We start from the raw sequence: 19924 nt of genomic DNA, 5'->3' as shown, positions 1-19924 counted from the left end.
GGAACATCAGTGCGCCGAGTCCGCGCGGAAGCCCTTCGGGACGAGGAGGGCCGCCAGGACTACGGCTGTTGCCACGATGCACGCCGAGACCAGCGCGGTCGTGGTCAGGGCGTCGTTGAACGCCGATCTCGCCGCGACCAGGAGTGCCCGGCCCGGGCCGGTGTCGTAGCCGAGGTCGCGGGCCACCTGGTCCGCGCCGCCCACCGACTCGCGGGCGGTCTCGCGGGCCGCTCCCCGCACCTGTCCGGGCAGGTCCGTCATGCCCGAGCGGAAGAGGGTGGTGTGGATGCTGCCGAGGAGGGCGACGCCGAAGCCGATGCCCAGTTCGTACGCGCTCTCCGAGACCGCGCCGGCCTGCCCGGCCCGCTCGGGGCGGACGGCCGCCATCATGACGGCCGCGGAGGCGGTGATCGCCATGCCGTCGCCGATGCCGAAGGTGACCAGGGCGACGGCCACCGCACCGTAGGCCAGGGGCTGGGGTGCGGCGGCGAGGACGACGAAGCCGCAGAGCAGGGCCGCCAGTCCCGCCGTCAGGACGGTGCGCACGCCGGTGCGGCGCAGCAGCCACGGCGTCAGCAGCGAGGAGGCGAGCAGGGCGAGCGCCACCGGCAGGGTGCGCAGGCCGGCGGCCAGGGCGTCGTAGCCGCGGACGTACTGCAGCCACAGCGAGATCAGGTAGAGGGCCGCGCCGATGGCCATCATGGCGATGAGGGTGGCGAGGGCGGCGGCCAGGAAGGGGCGGCTCGCGAAGAGGCGGACGTCCAACAGCGGGTCGGCGGACTGCAGCTGGCGGCGGACGAACCAGGTCAGCGCCGCGATGCCGACCAGCAGGGCGGCGAGGTCCAGCGGGCGGAAGCCGCCCGCGAGGTGCTTGATGCCCCAGGCCGTGAGGATCACCCCGACGACGGAGAGCACGGCCGCGACGAGGTCGAGGTCGTGGTGCGACGGGCTGCGGTACTCGGGCAGCAGCAGGACGGCCGCCACCACGGTGACGAGGACGACGGGGACGTTCACCCAGAACGCCGCCGACCACGAGAAGGAGTTCACCAGCAGGCCGCCCACGAGAGGGCCGATCGCGGCGCCCGCCCCGGCGACGGCCGCCCAGATGCCGATCGCGAGGGTGCGCTCGTGGGCGTCGGTGAAGATGGTGCGGATCAGGGACAGCGTCGAGGGCATCACCATGGCCCCGCCGATCGCGAGGAGGACCCGGCCCGCGATCAGCTGCAGCACGCTGTCGGTGGCACCGGCCGTGGCGGCGAGCACCGAGGCCGCGCCGAAGACCGTGAACCCGGTGGTGAACAGCAGCTTCCGGCCCACCCGGTCCCCCACCGCGCCGGCCGTGACCAGCAGGCCGCCCAGCACCAGGCCGTAGATGTCGATGATCCACAGCTGTTCGAGGGCGTCGGGCCGCATCTCCTTGATGAGGGAGGGCAGCGCCACGTTGAGGATCGTGGCGTCCATCGCCACGAGCAGGAGGCTCGCGCACAGGACGGCGAGCATCGCCCAGCGCGCGGGGTCGGCCGGCGCCTGCCCGGGAGGCCTTTCGGGGGAGAGTCCGCCGGAGACACGGTCCACAGGCGGAACGTAACCGGCGCCCGGGCGGGTCGCATCCCGGAGCGCCGCGGGCTGCGGCTTTGCGTCTGCACGGGCCGCGCGGGTTCCGCGGGAGGTCCGGATGGGCAGGGAGCTCTACGGACCGGGGGGATGACCGAGGGGAGGACGGTGCCTGTGGGACATATCGCCGGTATCGCTCGTATCACCGGCCGGGACGTCGTCATCGTCGGCGGCGGGGTCGCCGGGACCAGCGTGCTGCTGCAGCTGGTCAGCGCGCTCACCGACTGCCGTCCGCCCCGGCCCGTCAGGAGCGTCCGGGTCGTGGACCCCCACCCCGCCGGATGGGGGCTGGCCTTCGGGGACGACGACCCGCTGCTGCTGTGCAACACCGCGGCCGAGCTCAACTCGCTCCTCGCGGACCGGCCCGGCGACTTCGTCGACCACCTGCGCGAGCACGGCTGGACGGGCACCGCGAAGGACTGCGTCCCCCGCGCCCGGATGGCCGAATACTGCGCCGACCGCTCTGCCCGGGCCCGGGAGCAGGCCGGGCGGATCGGCGTCGCCGTCCAGCACGTACGCGCGAGCGCGGAGAGCATCAGCGCGGGCGGCCCCGACGGTCACCGGGTGCGGCTCGGCACCGGCGAGGAGCTGCGCGCCGACGACGTCGTCGTCTGCACCGGCGTCCACCGGCCCCGGGTCCCGGACGGCTTCGCCGCCTTCCTGGACCACCCGCGCTACCTCGACAGCCCCTATCCGGCCGCCCGGATCCGGCAAGGCCTGCGCCCGGGCTCGCGGGTGCTCGTCCTCGGCAGCCACCAGTCGGCGGCGGACGCGGCGCTGCTGCTGTGCCGCGACGGCCACCGCGCCGCCCTCACCTCACCGTCCGGCCGGCTGCCCGCCGTCCGTGAGTCCCTGGCCGCGCCACTGCGCCCGTACCCGCCGCTGGAGCGCATCTCCCGCCTCGACCCCGCGGACCCGTACCTGGAGGACCGCCTGGTGCGGTGCGTGGTGGAGGCGATCCGGCTGCGCGACCGCCGCCCCCTGCGCCGTCAGGTCTCCCGCGCCGGCGATCCCGTGCAGCGGCTGCGCGAGGAGACCGCCCTCGTCGAGGAGGGCGCCTGCGCGTGGCCGGACGTCATGGTGCCCTTGATCGAGCAGCTCATCGCACTGGCGCCCGCGCTGCCCCCGGGCCGCCTCCGGGAGCTGGCCGCGGAGTTCGCCTGGATGACCGGCCGGTACGCGACCGCCCTCTCCCACGTCAACGCCCGGCGGCTGCTCGCGCACTTCGACTGCGGGGCGCTGCGCATGCTCCGGCCCTATCCGCGGTCCGTCTCGTTCGAGGACGGGACATGGCTGGCGGAGCGTTCGGGTGCCGCGCCGGAGCGCTTCGACTACGTCGTCAACGCGACCGGATTCAGCCCGCCCCTCCTGCACTGGGACCGGGAGCAGAGCGTCCTTCACCTGGACGGCGCGCCCGAGGGGGCCACGGCCGTCGGCCGTCTGGAGGCGGATCTGCGGGTACGGAGCGGGCCGGAGGCGCGGCCGGAGCACGTGTGGGTGGTGGGGGTCGGTACGCACGTCCGCATCCCGTTCGCCAACCACCTGCGCAATGTGGTCCGCCAGGCCCGGCAGGTCGCGGACCGGCTGGCGCAGGCACCGGCGGAGCCCGCACCGGCGGAGCCCTCGCCGGCGGGCCGCGGCCAGGGGGCGGCGCCGGGCACGGAGGCGCAGGCGCAGATCAGGGCGTGAGGCCGCCGGGCCCGGCACCCCGCACCCGCGCCCTGGACGGACCCGCCCGGCGGGTGGCCGGGACCTCCGTCCGGGGCGGCGCCGAGCGGGTGCGGACCGCGTCGTGGGCCACTCCGGTGAGCCAGGCCTCGGTGTCGACGATGAGCAGGACGTGGGCGTCGTCGATGCCGTGCCGGTCGGCCGCCCGCCGCAGGGGGCCGGAGTCCTCCGCCGGGAAACGGGAGACGGTCGTACGGGGCTCGCGCGGTCCGGACCCGCGCAGGGTGTCGGCGGCGCGCAGCACCTCCTGTGCCACCTGTCCGGCGAGCCCGGTCAGGGCGGCGGCGGGGCCGGGCGGGAGGGGGTCGCGCAGCCCGTCCTGATGGGTCATCAGCAAGAGCTCCGCGCCGTGCACGATGGTGCGCCCGGTGGCCAGGGCGGCCTCCCAGTGCGGCTCGGGCCGCTTGCGGCGCATGCGCTCCGTCAGGTACTGGGCGAAGGAGGCGTCGGCGAGGTGCATGGCGCGCCGCGCCGGCTGCAGCGGGTCGCCCTGGGAGCGGTCGCGCTGGAGCCGGTCGTCGCCCAGGAGTGCCGTGACGGCGCGGCAGGCGACGGCGCCCTCGGTGAGGAAGTCGGCCATGTCGCGCGCGAGTTCGCCGCGACCGCCGCGCGGCCAGGCGAGGAGGCCGGCGAGCGCGCCGACCGCACCGCCGACCGCGACGTCGAGGAGCCGGGTCTCGGACAGCCGCCAGTCGGCGCCGGAGATCTGGGTGAAGACGAGGACGAAGGCGAGGGTGAAGGCGGCCTGCGTCCAGGCGGGCCCGAGCGGGGGCCCCAGGGTGAAGCCGGCGAAGATGACGACGGGCAGGGCGAGGGCGTAGACGAGGGGCCGGTCCCCGACGGTGTAGAGCATCAGGGCTGCGACGGCGGCGCCCACGACCGTACCGGCGAAGGCGGGGACCAGGGCCGCGCGGGTGTCGGCCGCCGAGGTCCGCATGAGGCTGAGGGTCGCGAGCAGCACCCAGAAGCCGTGGGACAGGTCGAGCGCGCCGACGAGCAGCCGGGCGCAGGCCAGCGCCACGGCCAGCCGCAGGGCGTTCTGCAGGTGGACCGAGTGGGGGGTCAGGTGCATCCGCAGGCGCCGCCACCACAGCAGGTGCGGGGGTGTGCCGGCGTACGCGAGGACGTCGGCGCCGGGGTGCGGCGGCGCTGCGGCGGGCTGCGCTGCAGCGGGCGGGGCCACGGCGGGCCGCTGCCCGTGGCCGAGCGCGAGGCGGGCGGCCTCGACGGCCAGCCTGGTGCCTTCGGCGGCCGAGCGGGCGACGGCGTCCTGGCGCAGCCGCGCGGTGGAGGCTTCCCGCAGTTCGGCGACGCGGACGGCGTCGAAGGCGGCGAGGGCCGCGGGCAGCGGGTCGGGCTGCGTGCCCGGGACGCCGGTGCGCAGTTCGCCGGCGACGGACCGCAGGGAGAGTTCGGTGTGCCGGAGCAGGATCACGGCGGCGGGGCCGGCCGCGGGGTGGCCGGGGCAGTCGGCGAGGCGGTCGAGCTGGTCGCGCACGTGGCGGACGGCCGCGCGGGCGTGGTTGAGGGCCCGGTCGTGCACGGAGGGCGAGGCCGGGCGCTCGGTGACGGGCACGCGGGAGAGGCGGGCGGCGGCCAGCGCGCGGTCGGCCGCCTCCCGTTCGGCCGGTGCGCCGCCGCCGGCTTCGAGGTGGTAGGCGGTGGCGCTGGCGTAGTCGGCCACGGCCGCCACCGCCTCGGCGAGCACGGCGCGGTAGGGGACGGGAGCGGGTTCGGGCCACAGGAACCGCTCGGCCAGGACGGCGAGCAGGATGCCCGTGGTGAGGCCGGCGAGGCGGGAGTCGAGCGTGCCGGGCTCGTAGGGCGGGAAGCAGGGCAGCACGTAGAAGAGCTGGAAGGCCATGGCGAGGCCGGTCAGGCGCGGGCCGCCGACGCCGCAGTAGGAGATGACGAATCCGACGGCGAACATGCCGGCGGCGGCCGCCCAGGGGTTGACGGCGAGGAGCGTTCCGGCGGTGACGAGGATCCAGCCGACGGGCAGGGCGGTGAGCAGGATCCGGGTCCGCTGCGCCGGCGGGCCGGGGATGCGGCAGAACATGGCGAGGGGCAGCGCGCCGAACATGGCGTACAGGGCCATGACGGAGTCGCCGGTGACGTACCGGAAGAAGTAGAAGCCGGGGCAGCCGGCCGCCACCACCCACAGGGCGCGGCGGGCCGCCTGCGGCACGCCCTCGTGACGCAGGAGCCGGCGGGCGGACACGCTCATGCCCGCATCCACCGGGGCGCCTTCCGCCCGGAGGAGCGCGCCGGGGCGGCCCGGGGGCCGGGTGCGGCATTCCAGCCGATTGTGCGGATCATAGTGTTCCTCACATTAGGTGAGGAATTGTCTGCTTCAAGGCGACACCCCGGCCGTCAGCACCGCAGCGGGTCCCCGATCACCGGACCGGTGGGGCCGGTGTTGCGGCACAGGGCGTATCCCTGGGCGCGCAGATCGTCGACGATGCCCGGGAGGGCGTCGGGGAAATTGCTGAAGAGGTGTCCGAGCACCACTCCCCCGCGCTTGTCCTCCGCGGGGGCGTTGCGGACCCTCGCCCGCAGCGTGGCGACGTCGGGGAAGCGGCCGTCGGCGTCATCCCAGTCGAGGGTGTCGACGGTCCAGGTGCACACGCGGTAGCCGAGGCCGGCGGCGATCCGCGTCTCCCGGGGCCCGTAGTCCCCGAACGGGGGACGGAACAGCGTGCTCCTGACGCCGTCGCGGATCTCCCTGCCCACCTCGTCCTCACCGAGCTTCGTCAAGTGCGGGTGGGAGTAGGTGTGATTGCCCACCCAGTGGCCCTGACGGCGCAGCGTCTCGGCGACCTGAGGCTGCTGCGAGGCGTATTGGTTGATGAGGAAGAACGCCGCGCGGATTCCCCTCCCCCTGAGGTAGACACCCGTCTCCACGGCCCGTTCGGGGCGGTCGAAGGCCCAGTCGTCGAGGGTGAGCAGCACCCGCCCGGAGGTGTTGCCGCATCTTTGGTGGTCGTAGGCCGCCGCGGGTCCAGCGGCGGAGGCGGAGGCGGGCAGCCCGCACAGCACCAGGGTCAGCGAGGCCAGGGCTGCGGCCAGGGGCGAGCGGGCGCGGAGCGGTCGGGGCGAAGGGAGCAGACGGAGCGAATGGAGCAGACGGGGCACGCGGCGCGACGAACCGGGCATGCGGGAACTCCTCCGGATCCTTGAACACCACCGCGACCTGCGGCGATGTCAGTATTCCCAGGGGAACGCGCCCCGCTCCGGGCGGCAACCCGCACAGCACCGAGCCCCCGGACCTTCTCGGCCGGGGGCTCAGGTCGCGGGAATCACAGCCACGCGCTCAGGTGTGGGACTGGTCCTGTCCGGAAGCGTCACCGACAGGGCGGAAGACCAGGCCGTTCTGGGGTGAGAAGTCGGCGCTGCCGCCGGGCGGGACGACCACCGTCGTGTTGGAGCAGGACGCATCCGTGGAGAAGAAGGCGTTTGCGTCGGTCCTGTTGACGGCCCCCACCGCACCCTGGATCGGGAAGCAGATGAAGTTGCCCCGGTCAGTGACGTTGATGGTGTTGCCGTTGGGATACCTGAGCGTCAAAGTGCCTCTTGCCGCCTCGGCATTGGCGGAGAACCCGACGATGAGGGCTGTTGCCGCTGCGGCTGTCACCCCGAGTTGCGCCAGGCGTTTGAGCGGGAACATGGAGTCTCCTTCCCCCGCGGTGGCGCCGCGTTGACGTTGGGGGGAGTCGCCTCCCCGAGAGCGGCACCTTCACGGAGGAGAGTCCACTCTTCCGGGTGCATTTCGGAAGATGGTTGACGAAATACCACCCGAAGGGATGATTTGCCGTTTAGAGAACGGCAGCACTCACACGAGTGAGCCGATCCGCGCGAATCCCGTTCCGTAGCACTGGCGTCCTAGCGCACTCCCGGGCATCCTCAGGCCTGCCCCGCACCGCAGTCGCTTGATTCCGCGGAGGAAAGAATCATGTTCAGATCACGCAGATCAGCCACGTTATGGGGATCCGTCGCACTCATGGTGTGCGGCGGTTTCGTCACTTCGTCGGCGTCCGCCGCCACCCCGGCGCCGTCTCCGGCGCCGCCTCCTGCCTCGGCCGGCAAAGCGATCAAGAGTCCGCTCCTCAGATCGGCCATGAACAACAAATGCCTGGACGTCTACGCATTCCACCAGGAAGACGGGGCCTCGGTCCTCATGTGGGACTGCAACGGGGGTCCGCAACAGCAGTGGTACTGGGACGGCGAGCAACTCCGCACCTCGCTGAACGGGAAGTGCCTGGAGATCTACGCCTTCCGCAACGACAACGGCGCTGCCGTGAACACCTGGAACTGCGACGGCGGCATCAATCAGCGGTGGTACTGGGACGGCCAGCAGATCCGCAGCCGAATGAACGGCAAATGCCTGGACGTCATGTTCTCCAGGGACGAAGTCGGCGCGATCGTATGGATGTGGGACTGCACGGGCGGCGCCAACCAGCGCTGGTACCAGTAGCCGGCAGCAGGAGGCCGGTCACCGCGGGCCCCGAAGCCGGCCCCCGGGGCCGGCCGACGTGACGCGCGCCACGGCGGCCGCGGCCTGCAGCTGCCGTCAGCTGGGTAAATGCGCCTGCCGCAAAGCATCCTTGCCCGCCCGGCATTGGCACGTCACCGGAAGGGCGGCCGAGGATGCGTGCCATGAACACGAACACGGATTCCCGCCACGACGTGCTGGCCGTCGTGAGCCAGACCGGCCCCACCGTCACCTTCTTCGACGCCGCCACGTACGAGCAGCTCGACGTGGTCGAAGTGCCCGCCCAGCCACATGAGTTGTGCTTCGACCCGGACCGGCGCCTGCTGTACTGCGCGAGCACGTACGTCGACGGCTACTACCACGCCCACCGGGGGCGCGCCCGGCAGATCGCCGTCATCGACGCCGACGCCCGGAAGGTCGTCGACACCGTCGACCTCGGCCCGGATCACGCGCCGCACGGCCTCGCCCTGGACCGGGAGCGCTCCCGGCTGTACGTCAGCGTCGAAGCCACCGCGACCGAGCCGGGCGGCGTCGTGATCCTCGACGCGGACACCCGCCGCCGCATCGGCCGGATCCCGGTCATGGCCGACGGACCGCACTGGTTTGCGATCTCCCCGGACGGCCGCCGCGGCTGGTCCACCAACAAGGAGGCGTCGTTCGTCTCCGTCCTGGACCTGGAGCGGGACGAGTTCGCCGGACGCGTCACCGTGCCGGGCAGCGAGGGGCTGGACGTCTCCCCCGACGGCAGGTACGTCTACGTCGCCGCCCCGAAGGGCGACTTCGGTTCCGCACTCGCCGCCCCGCCCGGCATCCGGGTGATCGAGGCCGCCACGGGCGAGGTCGTGCGCATGCTGCCCACCGGAGGCGTGGTCTTCCCGGTGCACACCACGGCCACGGGCCTGGTCCTCGCGGGCGAGCTGCGGATGGCCGAAGGCGAGGGCGGCGCGCTCGGCTCCCAGCGGGACGGCGTGCTGACCGTCTTCGGGCCGGACGGCCTCGGGGCCGTGGGGCGGGTCCCGGTCGGCAAGTTCCCGCTGACCATCACGTCCTCGCCGGACGGTGCGGTGGGCTACGTGGCCAACGTCATGTCCAGCACGGTGACCGTGGTGGACCTGGAGCGGATGGAGGTGATCACCACACTGGAGGTCGGCCGCAAGGGCGAGGCGGGCGCGCACGGGCTGGCGTACATCCCCGCCGCCGGCTGAGCGGCCCCCACGCCACCGGCCACCGGCCACCGGTCCGGCCCCCGTCGCCGGCCGAGCCGGTGCCGGGGGCGGGCCGGGGACCGGGCACAATCGTGGGGTGTCCAGAAGAACCAGAGACCACGCTCCCCGGCCGGCCGTCACCGCCGCCTCCCCCTGCCCCTGCGGCCTCGACGCGGCCTACGGCGACTGCTGCGGCAGCCTGCACGCAGGCGGACGGTCGGCCTCCACGGCCGAACGGCTGATGCGCTCGCGCTACAGCGCGTTCGCCGTCCGCGACGCCGCCTACCTGCTGCGCAGCTGGCACTCCTCCACCCGGCCGGACAGCCTGGACTTCGACCCGGCCGTGCAGTGGACGCGGCTGGAGATCCTGGGGACGACGGACGGCACGGCCTTCCACCAGGAGGGCACCGTCGAGTTCCGCGCCCACTACACGGCCGGCGGCCACGCGGGCTTCCAGCACGAGAACAGCCGCTTCGTCCGCGAGGACGGGCAGTGGGTGTACGTCGGCGAGGTGTGACGAAGCCGGACGGAGGGCCGTGACCGCCCGCGCGGGGTCATGACCCTCCGGACGCGGTGACCGCCCGGACGGCGGGCACCGGTCACCCGCACGGCTCGCGCCACGCGTCCAGTTCGAGCTTCTTGCGCATCGAGCTGAGGCCGAGCCGCTGCGCCGTGGCGCAGAACTCCTTCGGCTCCAGGGCGTACTCGACGTGGAAGACCGCCTTGCCGCCCTTGACGAACGGCGTCAGCTTCTCGCACTCCTCGAACTCGGCGCACTGTTCGTTCACCGCGAAGTCGAAGTCGCCCACGAGGTCGGGGATCTGGTCGAGGTCGTTCTTCAGCCCCACGGCCATGCCGCGTTCGTGGGCGAGTCCGGCGAGCATGCGGTTGAAGGCGAGCTGGTCGGCCGCGGAGAGCGGGAAGCCCGTGCGGTTGCGGTAGCCCTCCGTCAGGTCCGGCTCGACGGCGTCGAAGCCCTTCTCGCGGCACATGTCGAAGCGGGCCGCCATGATCGGGCGCAGGACGTCGAGGCGGCGGATGTCCAGCCACTTCTCGCCCTTCCAGCCCTTGTTCCGCTCGCCCAGCAGCCGTTTGGGGAACGCCTTCTGGTCGGCGCGGAAGTCCTCCCATGCCCCGGCGTTGACGTAGCAGATCACCTTGGCGCCGCGGTCGTGCAGCTCCTTGACCGTCCGGGCCGTGTTCTCGAAGCCGTCGATGTCGTAGACGGGCACGCCGACGGAGGTGTCGACCTTCCCGTCGAGCTGCCACTGCCAGCGGGTGCCGGGGCGGGGCTGCCAGTGCTTCCCGGTGGCGCGGCGGGCTTCCCCGGATGCCATGGTCGAGGGCTCGCCACCGCCGTCCCGGCCGTCGCCGCCGTCATCCCCGTCGTCCGTGGCCGAGCAGCCCGCGGTGACGGCGAGCAGGAGCAGCACGAGCAGGGCGGCGTACGAAGGCCGCCGCCGCTTCACTGTGCCCTCCCGTGGAGCGAGGTGCCGTCCGGCCGGAGCCGGGGACCGTCCGCCGTCGGCAGGCATCCCCCCGCCTCGGGCCGGGGCCCGTCCGTGCACGGCACCGAGCGCCACGGGTTGGCGCCCTCCCCCGGTACCGCGCAGTGCACGCCCGCGCCGCGGCCGTCCGCGGTGCGTGCCACGTGGGCTGCCCGCCCGGGCGGCACACCGTAGACGAGGTGACAGAAGCGGGACGGCGGGTGGTCGGCGGTCCAAGGCGGCACGGCGGCCCTCCGGTAGGTCTCCCAGGTCCCCTCGAAGGTGACGAGGAGGTCGGCGAGGCGAGCATAGCCGGGGTCGGGATGGGTGCCGGGGTTGAGGACGGCCGTGCGCGCACCGAGCGCCTTAGCGAGCATGACGAGGCGTCGGTAGTGGGGCAGGTGCGCGGCCTGCGCGGCCGCTTGGTCGAGGAAGACGCCGTCGACGCCGTACCAGCGGCGGTGGCGGCGGATGTCGCCGACGACCGCGCGCGGCGGGCGGTGGCCGTAGCCGGTGTCGACATAGCCGAGCAGCCGCACGCCCGCGCCGCGCAGGCGTTCCGCCACGGCGCCGAAGGCGGGGTCGGGGCGGGCCCCGGGCCCGTCCGCGACGTTGAGGACGACGCCGTGGAGCCGGGGCGCGGCCTCCACGAGCGCGGACCACGCCGCGGGGTCGGCGGCGGGGTGGACGTAGAGCGGAACGAGCAGCCGCTGTCCGTCCGCCGGGGGGTCGGGTGGGCTCACCGCGGGGGCTCCCCGGAGCGGTCGCGGGTCTCGGCCCACAGGTCGGTGAGGGAGGTGGCGAGGGGGCGCCGCGGCGCCCAGCCCAGGGCCTTCGCGGCCAGGGTGGTGTCGGCCTGCTGCCAGGGCACGGCGGCGGAACGGGGTGAGCCGTCGCCGTCCTCGTCGAGCCGGCCGCGGAAGCCCGCCGAGGCGATCAGCCCGTCGGCGACGGCCCGGACGGGGCGGGCGGTGCCGCTGCCGATGTTGAGGACCGGCGGCAGGGGGCCGGGCGCGGTGACGGCGAGGGCGACGGCGTCGGCGACGTCGCGCGCGTCGACGAAGTCGCGGTGGGCGGAGAGGTCGCCGACCCGGATGCGGCCGTCGGGCCCGGCGTCGCGGAGCAGCCCGGCGAGGCGGCCGGGCAGGGAGGCGGCGGGGGCGCCGGGGCCCACGGGGTTGAACACCCGCAGGACGGCGGTGTCCAGGCCGGAGCCGGTGACGGCGAGGGTGCCGGCCAGCTTGGTGGCGCCGTAGAGGCCGAGCGGGCGCGCGGCGTCGGTCTCGGCGACGGGCCGGTCGGCGGGCCCGTACTCGGCGGCGGAGCCCAGGTGGACGAGGCGGGCCCGGGGCGCCGCCGCGCGCAGGGCCTCGCACAGGACGGCGGGGCCCAGGGCGTTGAGGCCGGTGAGGCCCACGGGGCTGCCGCCGACCGCGCCCGCGCAGTTGACGACGGCGTCGGGCGCGGCCCGGCGCAGGACGGCGGCGAGGTCGTCCACCGCCGCGGAGGCGAGGTCGATAGGGACGTCGGCGGCGGCCGAGCGGCCGGCGGCGAGCACCTGCGCGCCCGGGAGGGCGCGCAGGCGCTCGGCGGCGTGCCGGCCCAGGAAGCCGGTGCCGCCCAGGACGATGATGCGCATGCCGGCCGTTCACGCTCCCTTGATCAGCATGTCGCGGTGCAGGGAGAACTCCCGGTTGGCGCGGTCGTAGTCGTCCGGCCGGCCGATGTCGAGCCAGTAGCCGTCGAACTCGTAGGCGCGCGGCGGGGTCTTCGCCTCCAGCATGTCCAGCACCAGCTCGTCGAACCCCAGCGGCAGCCCCGGGGTGTAGCGGGCGAGGGCGGCGCGCGAGACGCCGTAGACGCCCATGGAGACCCGGTAGTCCATCCTGGGTTTCTCCGCGAACCCGACGACTCTGCCGGAGTCGGTGGTCAGCACCCCGAAGTCGATGCTCACCTGGCGGGCGTAGGTCGCGATGGTCAGCGGCGCTGCGGAGGCCACGTGCGTACGGTACACATCGCCGAAGTCGAGGTCGGTGAGGATGTCGCCGTTCATGGCGAGGAAGTGCTCGGGCAGCCGGTCGAGCATGGTGAGGAGGGGGCCCATGGTGCCCAGGGGGCTCTCCTCGGTGGCGTAGTCGACGCGTATGCCCCACTGGGAGCCGTCGCCGACGTAGGCGCGGATGATGTGGCCGAGGTGGCCGATGGCCAGGGTGCAGCTGGTGAATCCCGCGCTGACGAGCTGGCGCATCACGATCTCCAGGATCGCGTGCTCCTCACCGATGGGCACCAGCGGCTTGGGCAGGGCGGTGGTGTAGGGGCGGAGCCGGACGCCTTTGCCTCCGGCAAGAATGACGACATGCATGGGTGCTGTTCCTCTCTGCGTGGGTGACGTCGGGGCGGTGCCGTCGCGTCAGACGTTGTAGATGCCGGCCTTGTACCGGCCGAGGTTCAGCGGGTCGCGGAAGAACGCGACGGTCTCGGCGAGTCCCTGTTCGAGGGTGTGGGCGGGGGCCCAGCCGGTGGCGGTGCGCAGCCGCGTGGCGTCGCACACCAGGCGCATGACCTCCGAGGCGGCCGGCCGGATGCGCTCCTGGTCGGCGCGGATCTCCAGCTCGGTGTTCATGATCTTGCCGATGAGGGTGACGAGGTCGCCGACCGAGATCTCCTCGCCCGTACCGGAGTTGAAGGTGCGTCCGACGACGTCGGCGGCGGGGGCGGTGCCGACGGCGAGGAAGGCGGCGACGGTGTCCTTGACGTAGCTGAAGTCACGGGTGGGGCGCAGGTCGCCGAGGGTGATGGTGCGCTCCCCGGCCGCGACCTGGCCGATGACGGTGGGGATGACGGCCCGCATGGACTGGCGCGGGCCGAAGGTGTTGAAGGGGCGCAGGGTGACGACGGGCACGTCGAAGCTGGCGTGGTAGCTGTCCGCGAGGCGGTCGCCGCCGGCCTTCGAGGCGGCGTACGGCGACTGGGTGTTGATGGGGTGGTCCTCGCTGATGGGCACGGTCTGCGCGGTGCCGTAGGTCTCGCTGGTGGAGGTGTGGACCAGGCGCGGGATGCCGAGGTGGCGCACGGCCTCCAGCACGTTGAGCGTGCCGGTGACGTTGGTCTCCACGTAGCTGTGCGGGGCGCGGTAGGAGTAGGGGATCGCGATGAGGGCGGCCAGGTGGTAGACCGCCTCCGTGCCGGTGACGAGGCCCTGGACCGAGCCGGGGTCGCGCACGTCGCCGAGGACGACCTCGACGTTGTCCATCACCTCGCCGGGCAGGTTCTCCAGCCATCCGTAGGAGGAGAAGGAGTTGTACTGCACCATCGCGCGGACGTGGTGGCCTGCGGCGACGAGCGCTTCCACCAGGTGCGAGCCGATGAAACCCTCCGCGCCGGTGACGGCTACGGGTGCGGGTGCGTTTGCGTTTGCGTTTGCGGGCATGACGGGTCTCCCTTTGCGTGAGCGGTGGCGGCTGGATCGTGGCCGCGGTGGAGCGGGGACGGAGCGAACGGTGCGTCAGCGCTGTGTATCGGTGCGTCAGCGGTGCGTGGTGATCCGGCTGAGCAGGGCGGTGGCGGCGGCGAGGAGGCAGGCTGCCGCCGCCGTACAGACGAGGAGCTGGGCCGTGACGGGTGCGGAGATCCGCAGGACGGCGGCGGCCGATTCGGCGCCGGCCGCGGCCAGGCACACCAGGGCCGGGAGCCAGGCGACGCCGAAGGCCTGCAGGAGCAGCCCGGTCCACAGGACGGCCCCCAGGGCGAGCAGAGAGGCGGTCCGTCCGGTGGTGACCGGCGGGCCGTCCGGCCACAGCGCCCCCGTGGTCAGGGCGAGCAGGGCGAGGGCCGCGAGGTAGGCGGCGGCGCACAGGCCCAGCACGCGGGCCGCGCCGAGCTTGAGGCCGGCGGTGGTGGTGGAGCGGGCGAGTGCCGCGAGGGCCGTGCCGCGGCAGCGGTAGAGCAGCCATTCCGCGGCTCCCATGCTGAGGGTGAGCGCGATGACGGCGGCCCCGGCGGTGGTGGCGCCCGGGGTGCGGCGCAGGACGTCGCCGAGTGCGGCGAGGGTCGTCAGTACGCCGCAGCCCAGGCCGAACAGGCCGTACGGGACGGAGGCGAGCGGCGACAGGGCCGGATGCGCGGGGGGTTTCCCCTCGCGGCGGGCCCGTACGACCTCGTGGGCCGCCGCGGCGAGCACTCCCCCGGCGGTGGCCAGGAGCAGGGCGATGCGCAGGGCGTCGGGCGGCTGGACGAACAGGAGGGCCGCTCCCCCGGCCGCGGTGGGCGCGAGCGTGAGCAGCAGGAGTCTCTCCCGGCCGAGCACCAGCAGGACCGTCGCCGCGGCGAGGTAGAGCGCCTGGCCGGCCGCGAAGGCGGCCACTCCCGGCAGGCCGGGCGGGATCACCGCCGCGGCCGCGGCCAGGAGGGCGCCGAGCGGGGCACCCCACTGCAGGCAGCGGGCCGCCGCGCTGCGCCCGCCCGTGGCCAGGCGCAGGTAGGCACGGTGGGCGAGGCCCTGGTTCCACGCCCATGCCACGAGCGCGGAGGCGACGAGGCCGGCCGTGCCCAGGGGCAGGCCGTAGCCGTCCCTGGCGCCGGCCATCAGCGGCGCGGCGAGGGAGTAGCCGAAGCCGGGGAGGGTGAACACCAGGGCCCGCAGGACGAAGCGGCCCGGGGTCACCTTCCAGGGGTCCGGACGGGGTCCGGGTTCGGGGTGGCTGCGGGGCACGCGCGCGTACAGCTCGGCTGCGAGCTCGAAGGCGTCCGCGCGCCCGTAGCGTTCGGTGATCTGTTCGCCGGTGAGGCCGTCGGCTTCCAGGACGGCCGCGATCTCGTCGGGGTGGACGGCCGCGGCGCACACCTCGGCCAGTTCCTCGGCGAGTTCGTCGACCGGGTCGGCCGCCCAGCGCGGCCGCGGCCGGGGCCGCACCGGTGCGGGTGCGGCCGCCAGGTCGTGGGCGGGCTCGGGCTCGTCGGGTACGAGGCGGAGTAAGCCGCTCATCCCGCACCGCCCGCGGCCATGGCCATGACGGGTCTCTCGGCGTCCGCGAGGGCCCGGGCAGGCTCCGCCTGCTTGCGCCGGGGCCGTTCGAGGGTGTCGGGCCGGCGGGTGCCGGCGAGGTCGTGGTAGATGTCGCGGAAGGCGTCGATGGTCTGACGGAGGGTGAACTGCTCGATCACCCGGAGCCGGGCCCGCTCCCCCATGTCCGCGCGGAGCTCCCGGTCCCGCAGCAGGGTCAGGGCGGCGCGGGCCATGGCCTCGGGGTCGCGGGGCGGTACGACGATCCCGGTGTCGCCGACGGCCTCGCGGACGCCGCCGACGTCCGTGGAGACGGTGGCCCGCCCGCACGACATGGCCTCGATGAGGGTGAAGGGGAATCCTTCGCTGATGCTGGAGAGCATCACGACGTTGCCGGCGGCGTAGGCGTCGCGGATGTCGTCGACGCGTCCTTCGAAGGTGACGGCCTCGCCGACGCCGAGTTCCGCGGCGAGCTTCTCGCAGGCGGTGCGGTAGCCCTCGCCGCCGCGCGGGGTGCCGCCGAAGAGCCGCAGGCGCGCTTCGGGTATCTCCTTGCGGACGAGTGCGAAGGCGCGGATCAGGGTCTCCAGGCCCTTGATGGGGTCGACGCGCCCGGCCCAGCTGAGCGTCGGGGCGTCCGGCTCGGGCCCGGCGGGCGGGAAGGCCGTGGGGTCGACGCCGTTGTAGACGGTGCGGATGCGGTCGGGCGGGGTGCCGCCGTGCTCCTCCCAGCGCCGGTTGTAGCGGTTGCCGGGGGTGACCAGCGAGGCGCACCGGTAGCTCTCCACGGCGAGCATCCGGAACAGGCCCAGCATCAGGGCCTTGACCGGCCAGCGGTAGGCCTCGGCGCGGAAGCTCAGGTAGCGCTCGCGCAGGTAGATGCCGTGCTCGGTGAGGAGGAAGGGCGTGCCGTGCCGGTGGTGGGCGACCAGGCCGGGCAGCGTCGCGAGCCCTCCGCTGACGGCGTGGGTGACGCCTCGGGCGGGCGGGGTGGCCGCGAGCGGGCGCAGCGCGTGCTCCAGCAGGTCGGTGGCCAGCAGGGCGTCGTGCAGGGTCGGGCGGGCGGCCGCGGTGTGCAGGTGCGGCCGGTTCCAGACGCGCACGAGGGTGCGGGCGGCGGCCTCGCCGCGCAGGGCGGCCGACAGCGCGCCGGAGGCCGCGTGGTCGGCGAGGCGGTAGAAGGTGCGGGCGAAGTGCTGCTCCTGGCCGGGGTCCAGGAGGGACAGCAGGAACTGTTCGTAGGCGGTGAGGAAGGCGCGCAGCTCCCGGCCGCGCGGGGCGCGGCCGGGGGGCGGAGGTCCCCACAGAGGGTGGCTCTCCACCTCCCGTACGTGGCCGGGCGGTTCCCAGGCGAGCGGTTCGCGGCCGGTGCCGGTGACCGCTATGACCCGGAAGTCGACGTCGGGCATGCCCTGGACGAGCTGGTCGCACCACACGCTCACTCCGCCATGGCTGTGCGGGTACGTTCCCTCGGTGAGCAGGGTCACCGTGGGAGTGTCGGATGCCGTTTCGGCAGGCGGTCCGTGCATAGAACTCGGTTCTCTCCAGTGTCGGCTGTGCATGGGGTGGTGCGGCACGGAGTGATGGCGGTCCGGGTCAGCGCCGGGCGGCGGCGTCCCCGGGGCCGTACGGCACCCGGGTGGTGACGCCCTTGGGCACCGGGAGGGCGCTCGTGGCCGGGGGCTGTACGCGGGCGGTGGCGGAGTTCAGGGCGCGGGCGGCCGGGGTGGCGCCTGTGGGCAGGGTGAGGTCCAGCCGGTCCTGCCCGGCGGCGGGGGCGGCCCAGCCGGAGCGCAGGCCTGCGTAGGCGTCGCCGAAGACGGCCTTGGTGTCGTTGCGGACGGTGCCGCCGGGAAGGGTGGCGGAGAGCTGGGTGCCGGCGGGTGCGGAGACGGTGACGGTGCTGCCGATGCGGTAGGCGGTGACCTTGCCGGCGGAGAGGGCGGCGGTCCAGGCGGCCCGCTTGCTCATCTCCGTGCCGATGTCCCGCATGCGGAGGTTGACCAGCGGGGTGTTGTCGGCGTAGAGGCCGGAGTAGTCGGAGAGGACCTTCTCCAGGACGGTGTAGCCGATCCGCTCCTCGGAGAGGTTGGACTGGTGCATGAAGTGCGGGCGCGGGTCGTTGGCCAGGACGTGGCCCATGGCGATGCGGGCCTCAAGGGGCAGGATGTAGGACGAGAAGCCGGTCTTCACGTCCAGCGGGGCCTTGAGGCAGGTGGTCGTCGTGGAGTTCTCGCAGATGCCGCTGCCGCCGTCGGCCTTCTTCGTGTACAGCCAGTTGTACTCGTCGGTCTGCTCGGTGGCCTTGCCGACGTTGTAGTAGACGTTCATCGGGTAGCGCGGCACGGTGAGCGCGGGGCCGACCTGGCGCTGCTCGCGTTCGCGGGAGTTGTCGCTGGCGACCCAGCCGACGCCGTTCTGCGTGAGGGACGGTGCGAGCTCGGGGTTGTCCTTGGTCTGCTGGGGCAGGGTCTTCAGGCCGGAGTGCTCACCGGTGACCAGCTCGTCCTTGTCGAGGGTGAGACCCTGGCGGGCCGCCCAGTTGAGGTTGTTGCCGATCTCGCCGTTGATGGTGGCGCGGCTGACCCAGCGCACGTTGCCGAGCAGGTCGGTGGCGCACTTCCAGGGCACGACGGTGGTGTTCTGCACGCAGCCGAGGAAGGCGTGGGTATAGGTGTGGTTGATCCAGCGGAAGGACTTCTGGTCGGCGCGGAGCTGGTCGAGCAGCGGGTCGTAGGTGCCGCCGTGCTCCGCCTTGAACTCCTCGCTGCCGACGCCGTTGTAGGCCAGGTCCAGCGGGAGGTTGTGGCTTTGCGACCACTGCCTGGCGTACTGCGCGTCGGCGGCCGTCATGCGTATCGGCGGGCTGTCGGGGGCGGGGTTGCCGGGGCAGTCGACGTCGCCGGGGGTGCACTTGCGCTTGACGTCCCAGCGGTCGTCGGAGGCGAAGACGTCGTCGACGTGAACGCCGAAGTAGTTGCGGGAGGCGCCCAGGTGGATGCCCTGGGTCAGCCATTCGACGATGCCGCGCGAGACCAGGCGGAACTGGCTCTGGTACTGGTTGGCGATGAAGGTGACGACGAGTTCGCTGCGGCCGTCGTGGGTGTACTGGCCGATCAGCGAGCCGCGCGCGGCGGAGCCGGGGATCGGTGCGTCGAGGTAGCTGGTGTAGGTCGCGCCCTGCTCCTGCTGGGCGAGGGGCGCGGCGAGATAGCCGTAGCTCTCGTTGACCGAGGTGTCGTTGTCCTCGAAAGGAACGTTTTTCTTGAGGTAGCCGAAGGGTCCTGTGGCGCCGTCGGCCGTCACCTGGGCGGTCTTGCCGTCCAGGGGGCCGCTGTAGCCGGCCTCCTGGGGGCTGTTGAGCCCGACCCGGGGGCTCGCGTACGTGTAGGCGTCGACCTGCCGTATGCCGAAGCGCTTCTCGAAGGAGGCCAGGGCGGCCATCTCCGGCGAGCCCGCCCCGAAGGGGTTCTCGTTCGGCAGCACCACGCCCTGGAATCTGGCCCGGGGTCTGCCGTCCACGGTGTCGCTGAGGAAGGCCTCGTCGATGCGCGGGCGCCCGGCGTCCGTCAGATTCACCGCGGTGTACGGCGTGCCGGCGCCGTCGAGCTCGGCGCGGAGCGCCTCCGTGGCGGGGCCGCCGTCGTCCACGACGAGGACCCGCAGATCGATCCTCGGCGGCGGGTCGGCGGCCTGGGCGCCCCCGGCCGGAACGGCGACGGCGAGCAGAGCGGCCGCAGCCCATGCTGCGGCAAGGCGGGTCGTACGACCCATAGGATTCTCCCCCCAGGACGGCGGCGCGCACGGCGCGGCCGTCCGGTTCCAAAGACACGTGCGAGCGGCGCCGACGGCCCGGCCCGCACATCGAATTGATCCCCTGTTGATCCCCACATGGCACGGCCCCACGGCGGTCGCGCCTCCCCACCCGACCGCCTGCCCGTTCCCCCGACGGCACGGGCACCTACGCCCGTGACCGGGCCGCACGGCCGGAGCCGGACCGCACGGCACAGCGCGGGCGGCGGGCACAGGTGTGCCCCTGCCGCGGCATCGAGAGGCACTTGAGTCCCTCAACAGCCTCTCGACCGCCCAGGCATATAGTGCGCCATGCCCGGAGGTCTCGCTGGCTCACTGGCCATGAGCGGGGCGGAACTCGCGGCTCACTGGCCGGAATTGAGCGTCCTGCGATCACGCCCCACGGCACGGGCACCGCCGTCGTGCGCAGCGGCGGGCGCGCCGGTGACCTGTGGCGACACCGGCGCCCGAAGCGGGTGTCCGCAGGCGTTCCCCCGGGTGCCCCAGGGGTACCCTGAGCGCCGGGCCGCCCCGAGATCGGCCTGATGACGGCCGTCCGACTTTTCGCTTGTATCGCCTGATCGCCGCACACATCCCCCGGCCG

17 protein-coding genes are annotated in these 19924 nt (G+C 73.7%); 4 read left to right on the top strand and 13 right to left on the bottom strand.

Going from position 1 to position 19924, the window contains the following annotated elements:
- Window positions 1–6: 6 nt before the first annotated feature.
- Window positions 7–1575 carry an MFS transporter gene (locus IE241_RS24365; RefSeq protein WP_229899738.1) on the bottom strand — a complete coding sequence of 523 codons (1569 nt, stop codon included), beginning with the start codon at window positions 1573–1575 and terminating at the stop codon, window positions 7–9.
- Window positions 1576–1722: 147 nt separating this feature from the next.
- Here IE241_RS24365 and IE241_RS24360 point away from each other — a divergent pair, with 147 nt between their 5' ends.
- Entirely contained in the window at window positions 1723–3303 is a 1581-nt protein-coding gene (locus IE241_RS24360) for an FAD/NAD(P)-binding protein (RefSeq protein WP_190023959.1), read from the top strand.
- On the opposite strand, the gene IE241_RS24355 is transcribed toward IE241_RS24360, so the two are convergent.
- The 4 genes from IE241_RS24355 to IE241_RS24340 all read right to left on the bottom strand — a co-directional run bounded on the left by IE241_RS24355 (window position 3293) and on the right by IE241_RS24340 (window position 7437).
- A complete protein-coding gene (locus IE241_RS24355) occupies window positions 3293–5569 on the bottom strand; it encodes an FUSC family protein (protein ID WP_190023958.1) in 2277 nt (758 codons plus the stop codon). The genes IE241_RS24360 and IE241_RS24355 overlap by 11 nt on opposite strands.
- Before the next feature lie 146 nt (window positions 5570–5715).
- A complete protein-coding gene (locus IE241_RS24350) occupies window positions 5716–6498 on the bottom strand; it encodes a polysaccharide deacetylase family protein (RefSeq protein WP_190023957.1) in 783 nt (260 codons plus the stop codon).
- A gap of 157 nt (window positions 6499–6655) precedes the next feature.
- Entirely contained in the window at window positions 6656–7009 is a 354-nt protein-coding gene (locus IE241_RS24345) for a hypothetical protein (RefSeq protein WP_190023956.1), read from the bottom strand.
- 236 nt (window positions 7010–7245) lie between these two features.
- Complete coding sequence (locus tag IE241_RS24340) at window positions 7246–7437, bottom strand: hypothetical protein (protein WP_190023955.1); 192 nt, start codon at window positions 7435–7437, stop codon at window positions 7246–7248.
- 22 nt (window positions 7438–7459) lie between these two features.
- Here IE241_RS24340 and IE241_RS24335 point away from each other — a divergent pair, with 22 nt between their 5' ends.
- The 3 genes from IE241_RS24335 (at window position 7460) to IE241_RS24325 (ending at window position 9556) form a co-directional block, all read left to right on the top strand.
- Window positions 7460–7816, top strand: coding sequence for an RICIN domain-containing protein (locus IE241_RS24335; protein WP_190023954.1), 357 nt, complete (start codon window positions 7460–7462; stop codon window positions 7814–7816).
- 182 nt (window positions 7817–7998) lie between these two features.
- Entirely contained in the window at window positions 7999–9039 is a 1041-nt protein-coding gene (locus IE241_RS24330; protein ID WP_229899736.1) for a YncE family protein, read from the top strand.
- A gap of 97 nt (window positions 9040–9136) precedes the next feature.
- Window positions 9137–9556, top strand: coding sequence for a YchJ family protein (locus IE241_RS24325; RefSeq protein WP_190023952.1), 420 nt, complete (start codon window positions 9137–9139; stop codon window positions 9554–9556).
- A gap of 82 nt (window positions 9557–9638) precedes the next feature.
- Here the strand turns inward: IE241_RS24325 and IE241_RS24320 are convergent, their stop codons facing one another.
- The 8 genes from IE241_RS24320 to IE241_RS24285 all read right to left on the bottom strand — a co-directional run bounded on the left by IE241_RS24320 (window position 9639) and on the right by IE241_RS24285 (window position 19302).
- Window positions 9639–10508, bottom strand: coding sequence for an endo alpha-1,4 polygalactosaminidase (locus IE241_RS24320; protein ID WP_229899735.1), 870 nt, complete (start codon window positions 10506–10508; stop codon window positions 9639–9641).
- A complete protein-coding gene (locus tag IE241_RS24315; RefSeq protein ID WP_190023950.1) occupies window positions 10505–11269 on the bottom strand; it encodes a spherulation-specific family 4 protein in 765 nt (254 codons plus the stop codon). The genes IE241_RS24320 and IE241_RS24315 overlap by 4 nt, the downstream gene beginning before the upstream one ends.
- Window positions 11266–12165 (bottom strand): NAD-dependent epimerase/dehydratase family protein, encoded by a 900-nt coding sequence (locus IE241_RS24310; protein ID WP_190023949.1) that lies wholly within the window; start codon window positions 12163–12165, stop codon window positions 11266–11268. Before IE241_RS24310 ends, IE241_RS24315 begins: the two co-directional genes overlap by 4 nt.
- A 9-nt stretch (window positions 12166–12174) precedes the next feature.
- Window positions 12175–12888 (bottom strand): nucleotidyltransferase family protein, encoded by a 714-nt coding sequence (locus IE241_RS24305; RefSeq protein ID WP_190023948.1) that lies wholly within the window; start codon window positions 12886–12888, stop codon window positions 12175–12177.
- A 48-nt stretch (window positions 12889–12936) separates the two neighbouring features.
- On the bottom strand, window positions 12937–13956 hold the full coding sequence (locus tag IE241_RS24300; RefSeq protein WP_190023947.1) for an SDR family NAD(P)-dependent oxidoreductase: 1020 nt from the start codon (window positions 13954–13956) through the stop codon (window positions 12937–12939).
- A 96-nt stretch (window positions 13957–14052) separates the two neighbouring features.
- Window positions 14053–15510, bottom strand: a complete 1458-nt coding sequence (locus IE241_RS24295; RefSeq protein WP_190023946.1) for a hypothetical protein — start codon at window positions 15508–15510, stop codon at window positions 14053–14055.
- Entirely contained in the window at window positions 15507–17057 is a 1551-nt protein-coding gene (pelF, locus tag IE241_RS24290; RefSeq protein WP_190023945.1) for a GT4 family glycosyltransferase PelF, read from the bottom strand. The genes IE241_RS24295 and pelF overlap by 4 nt, the downstream gene beginning before the upstream one ends.
- 67 nt (window positions 17058–17124) lie before the next feature.
- Window positions 17125–19302, bottom strand: a complete 2178-nt coding sequence (locus IE241_RS24285; protein WP_190023944.1) for a hypothetical protein — start codon at window positions 19300–19302, stop codon at window positions 17125–17127.
- Window positions 19303–19924: the final 622 nt, after the last annotated feature.

The sequence above is a fragment of the Streptomyces hiroshimensis genome (assembly GCF_014650335.1).
Lineage (GTDB): Bacteria > Actinomycetota > Actinomycetes > Streptomycetales > Streptomycetaceae > Streptomyces > Streptomyces hiroshimensis.
The sequence above is the reverse complement of the archived record's forward strand: the minus strand, read 5'-3'. Positions and strand labels throughout refer to the sequence as shown.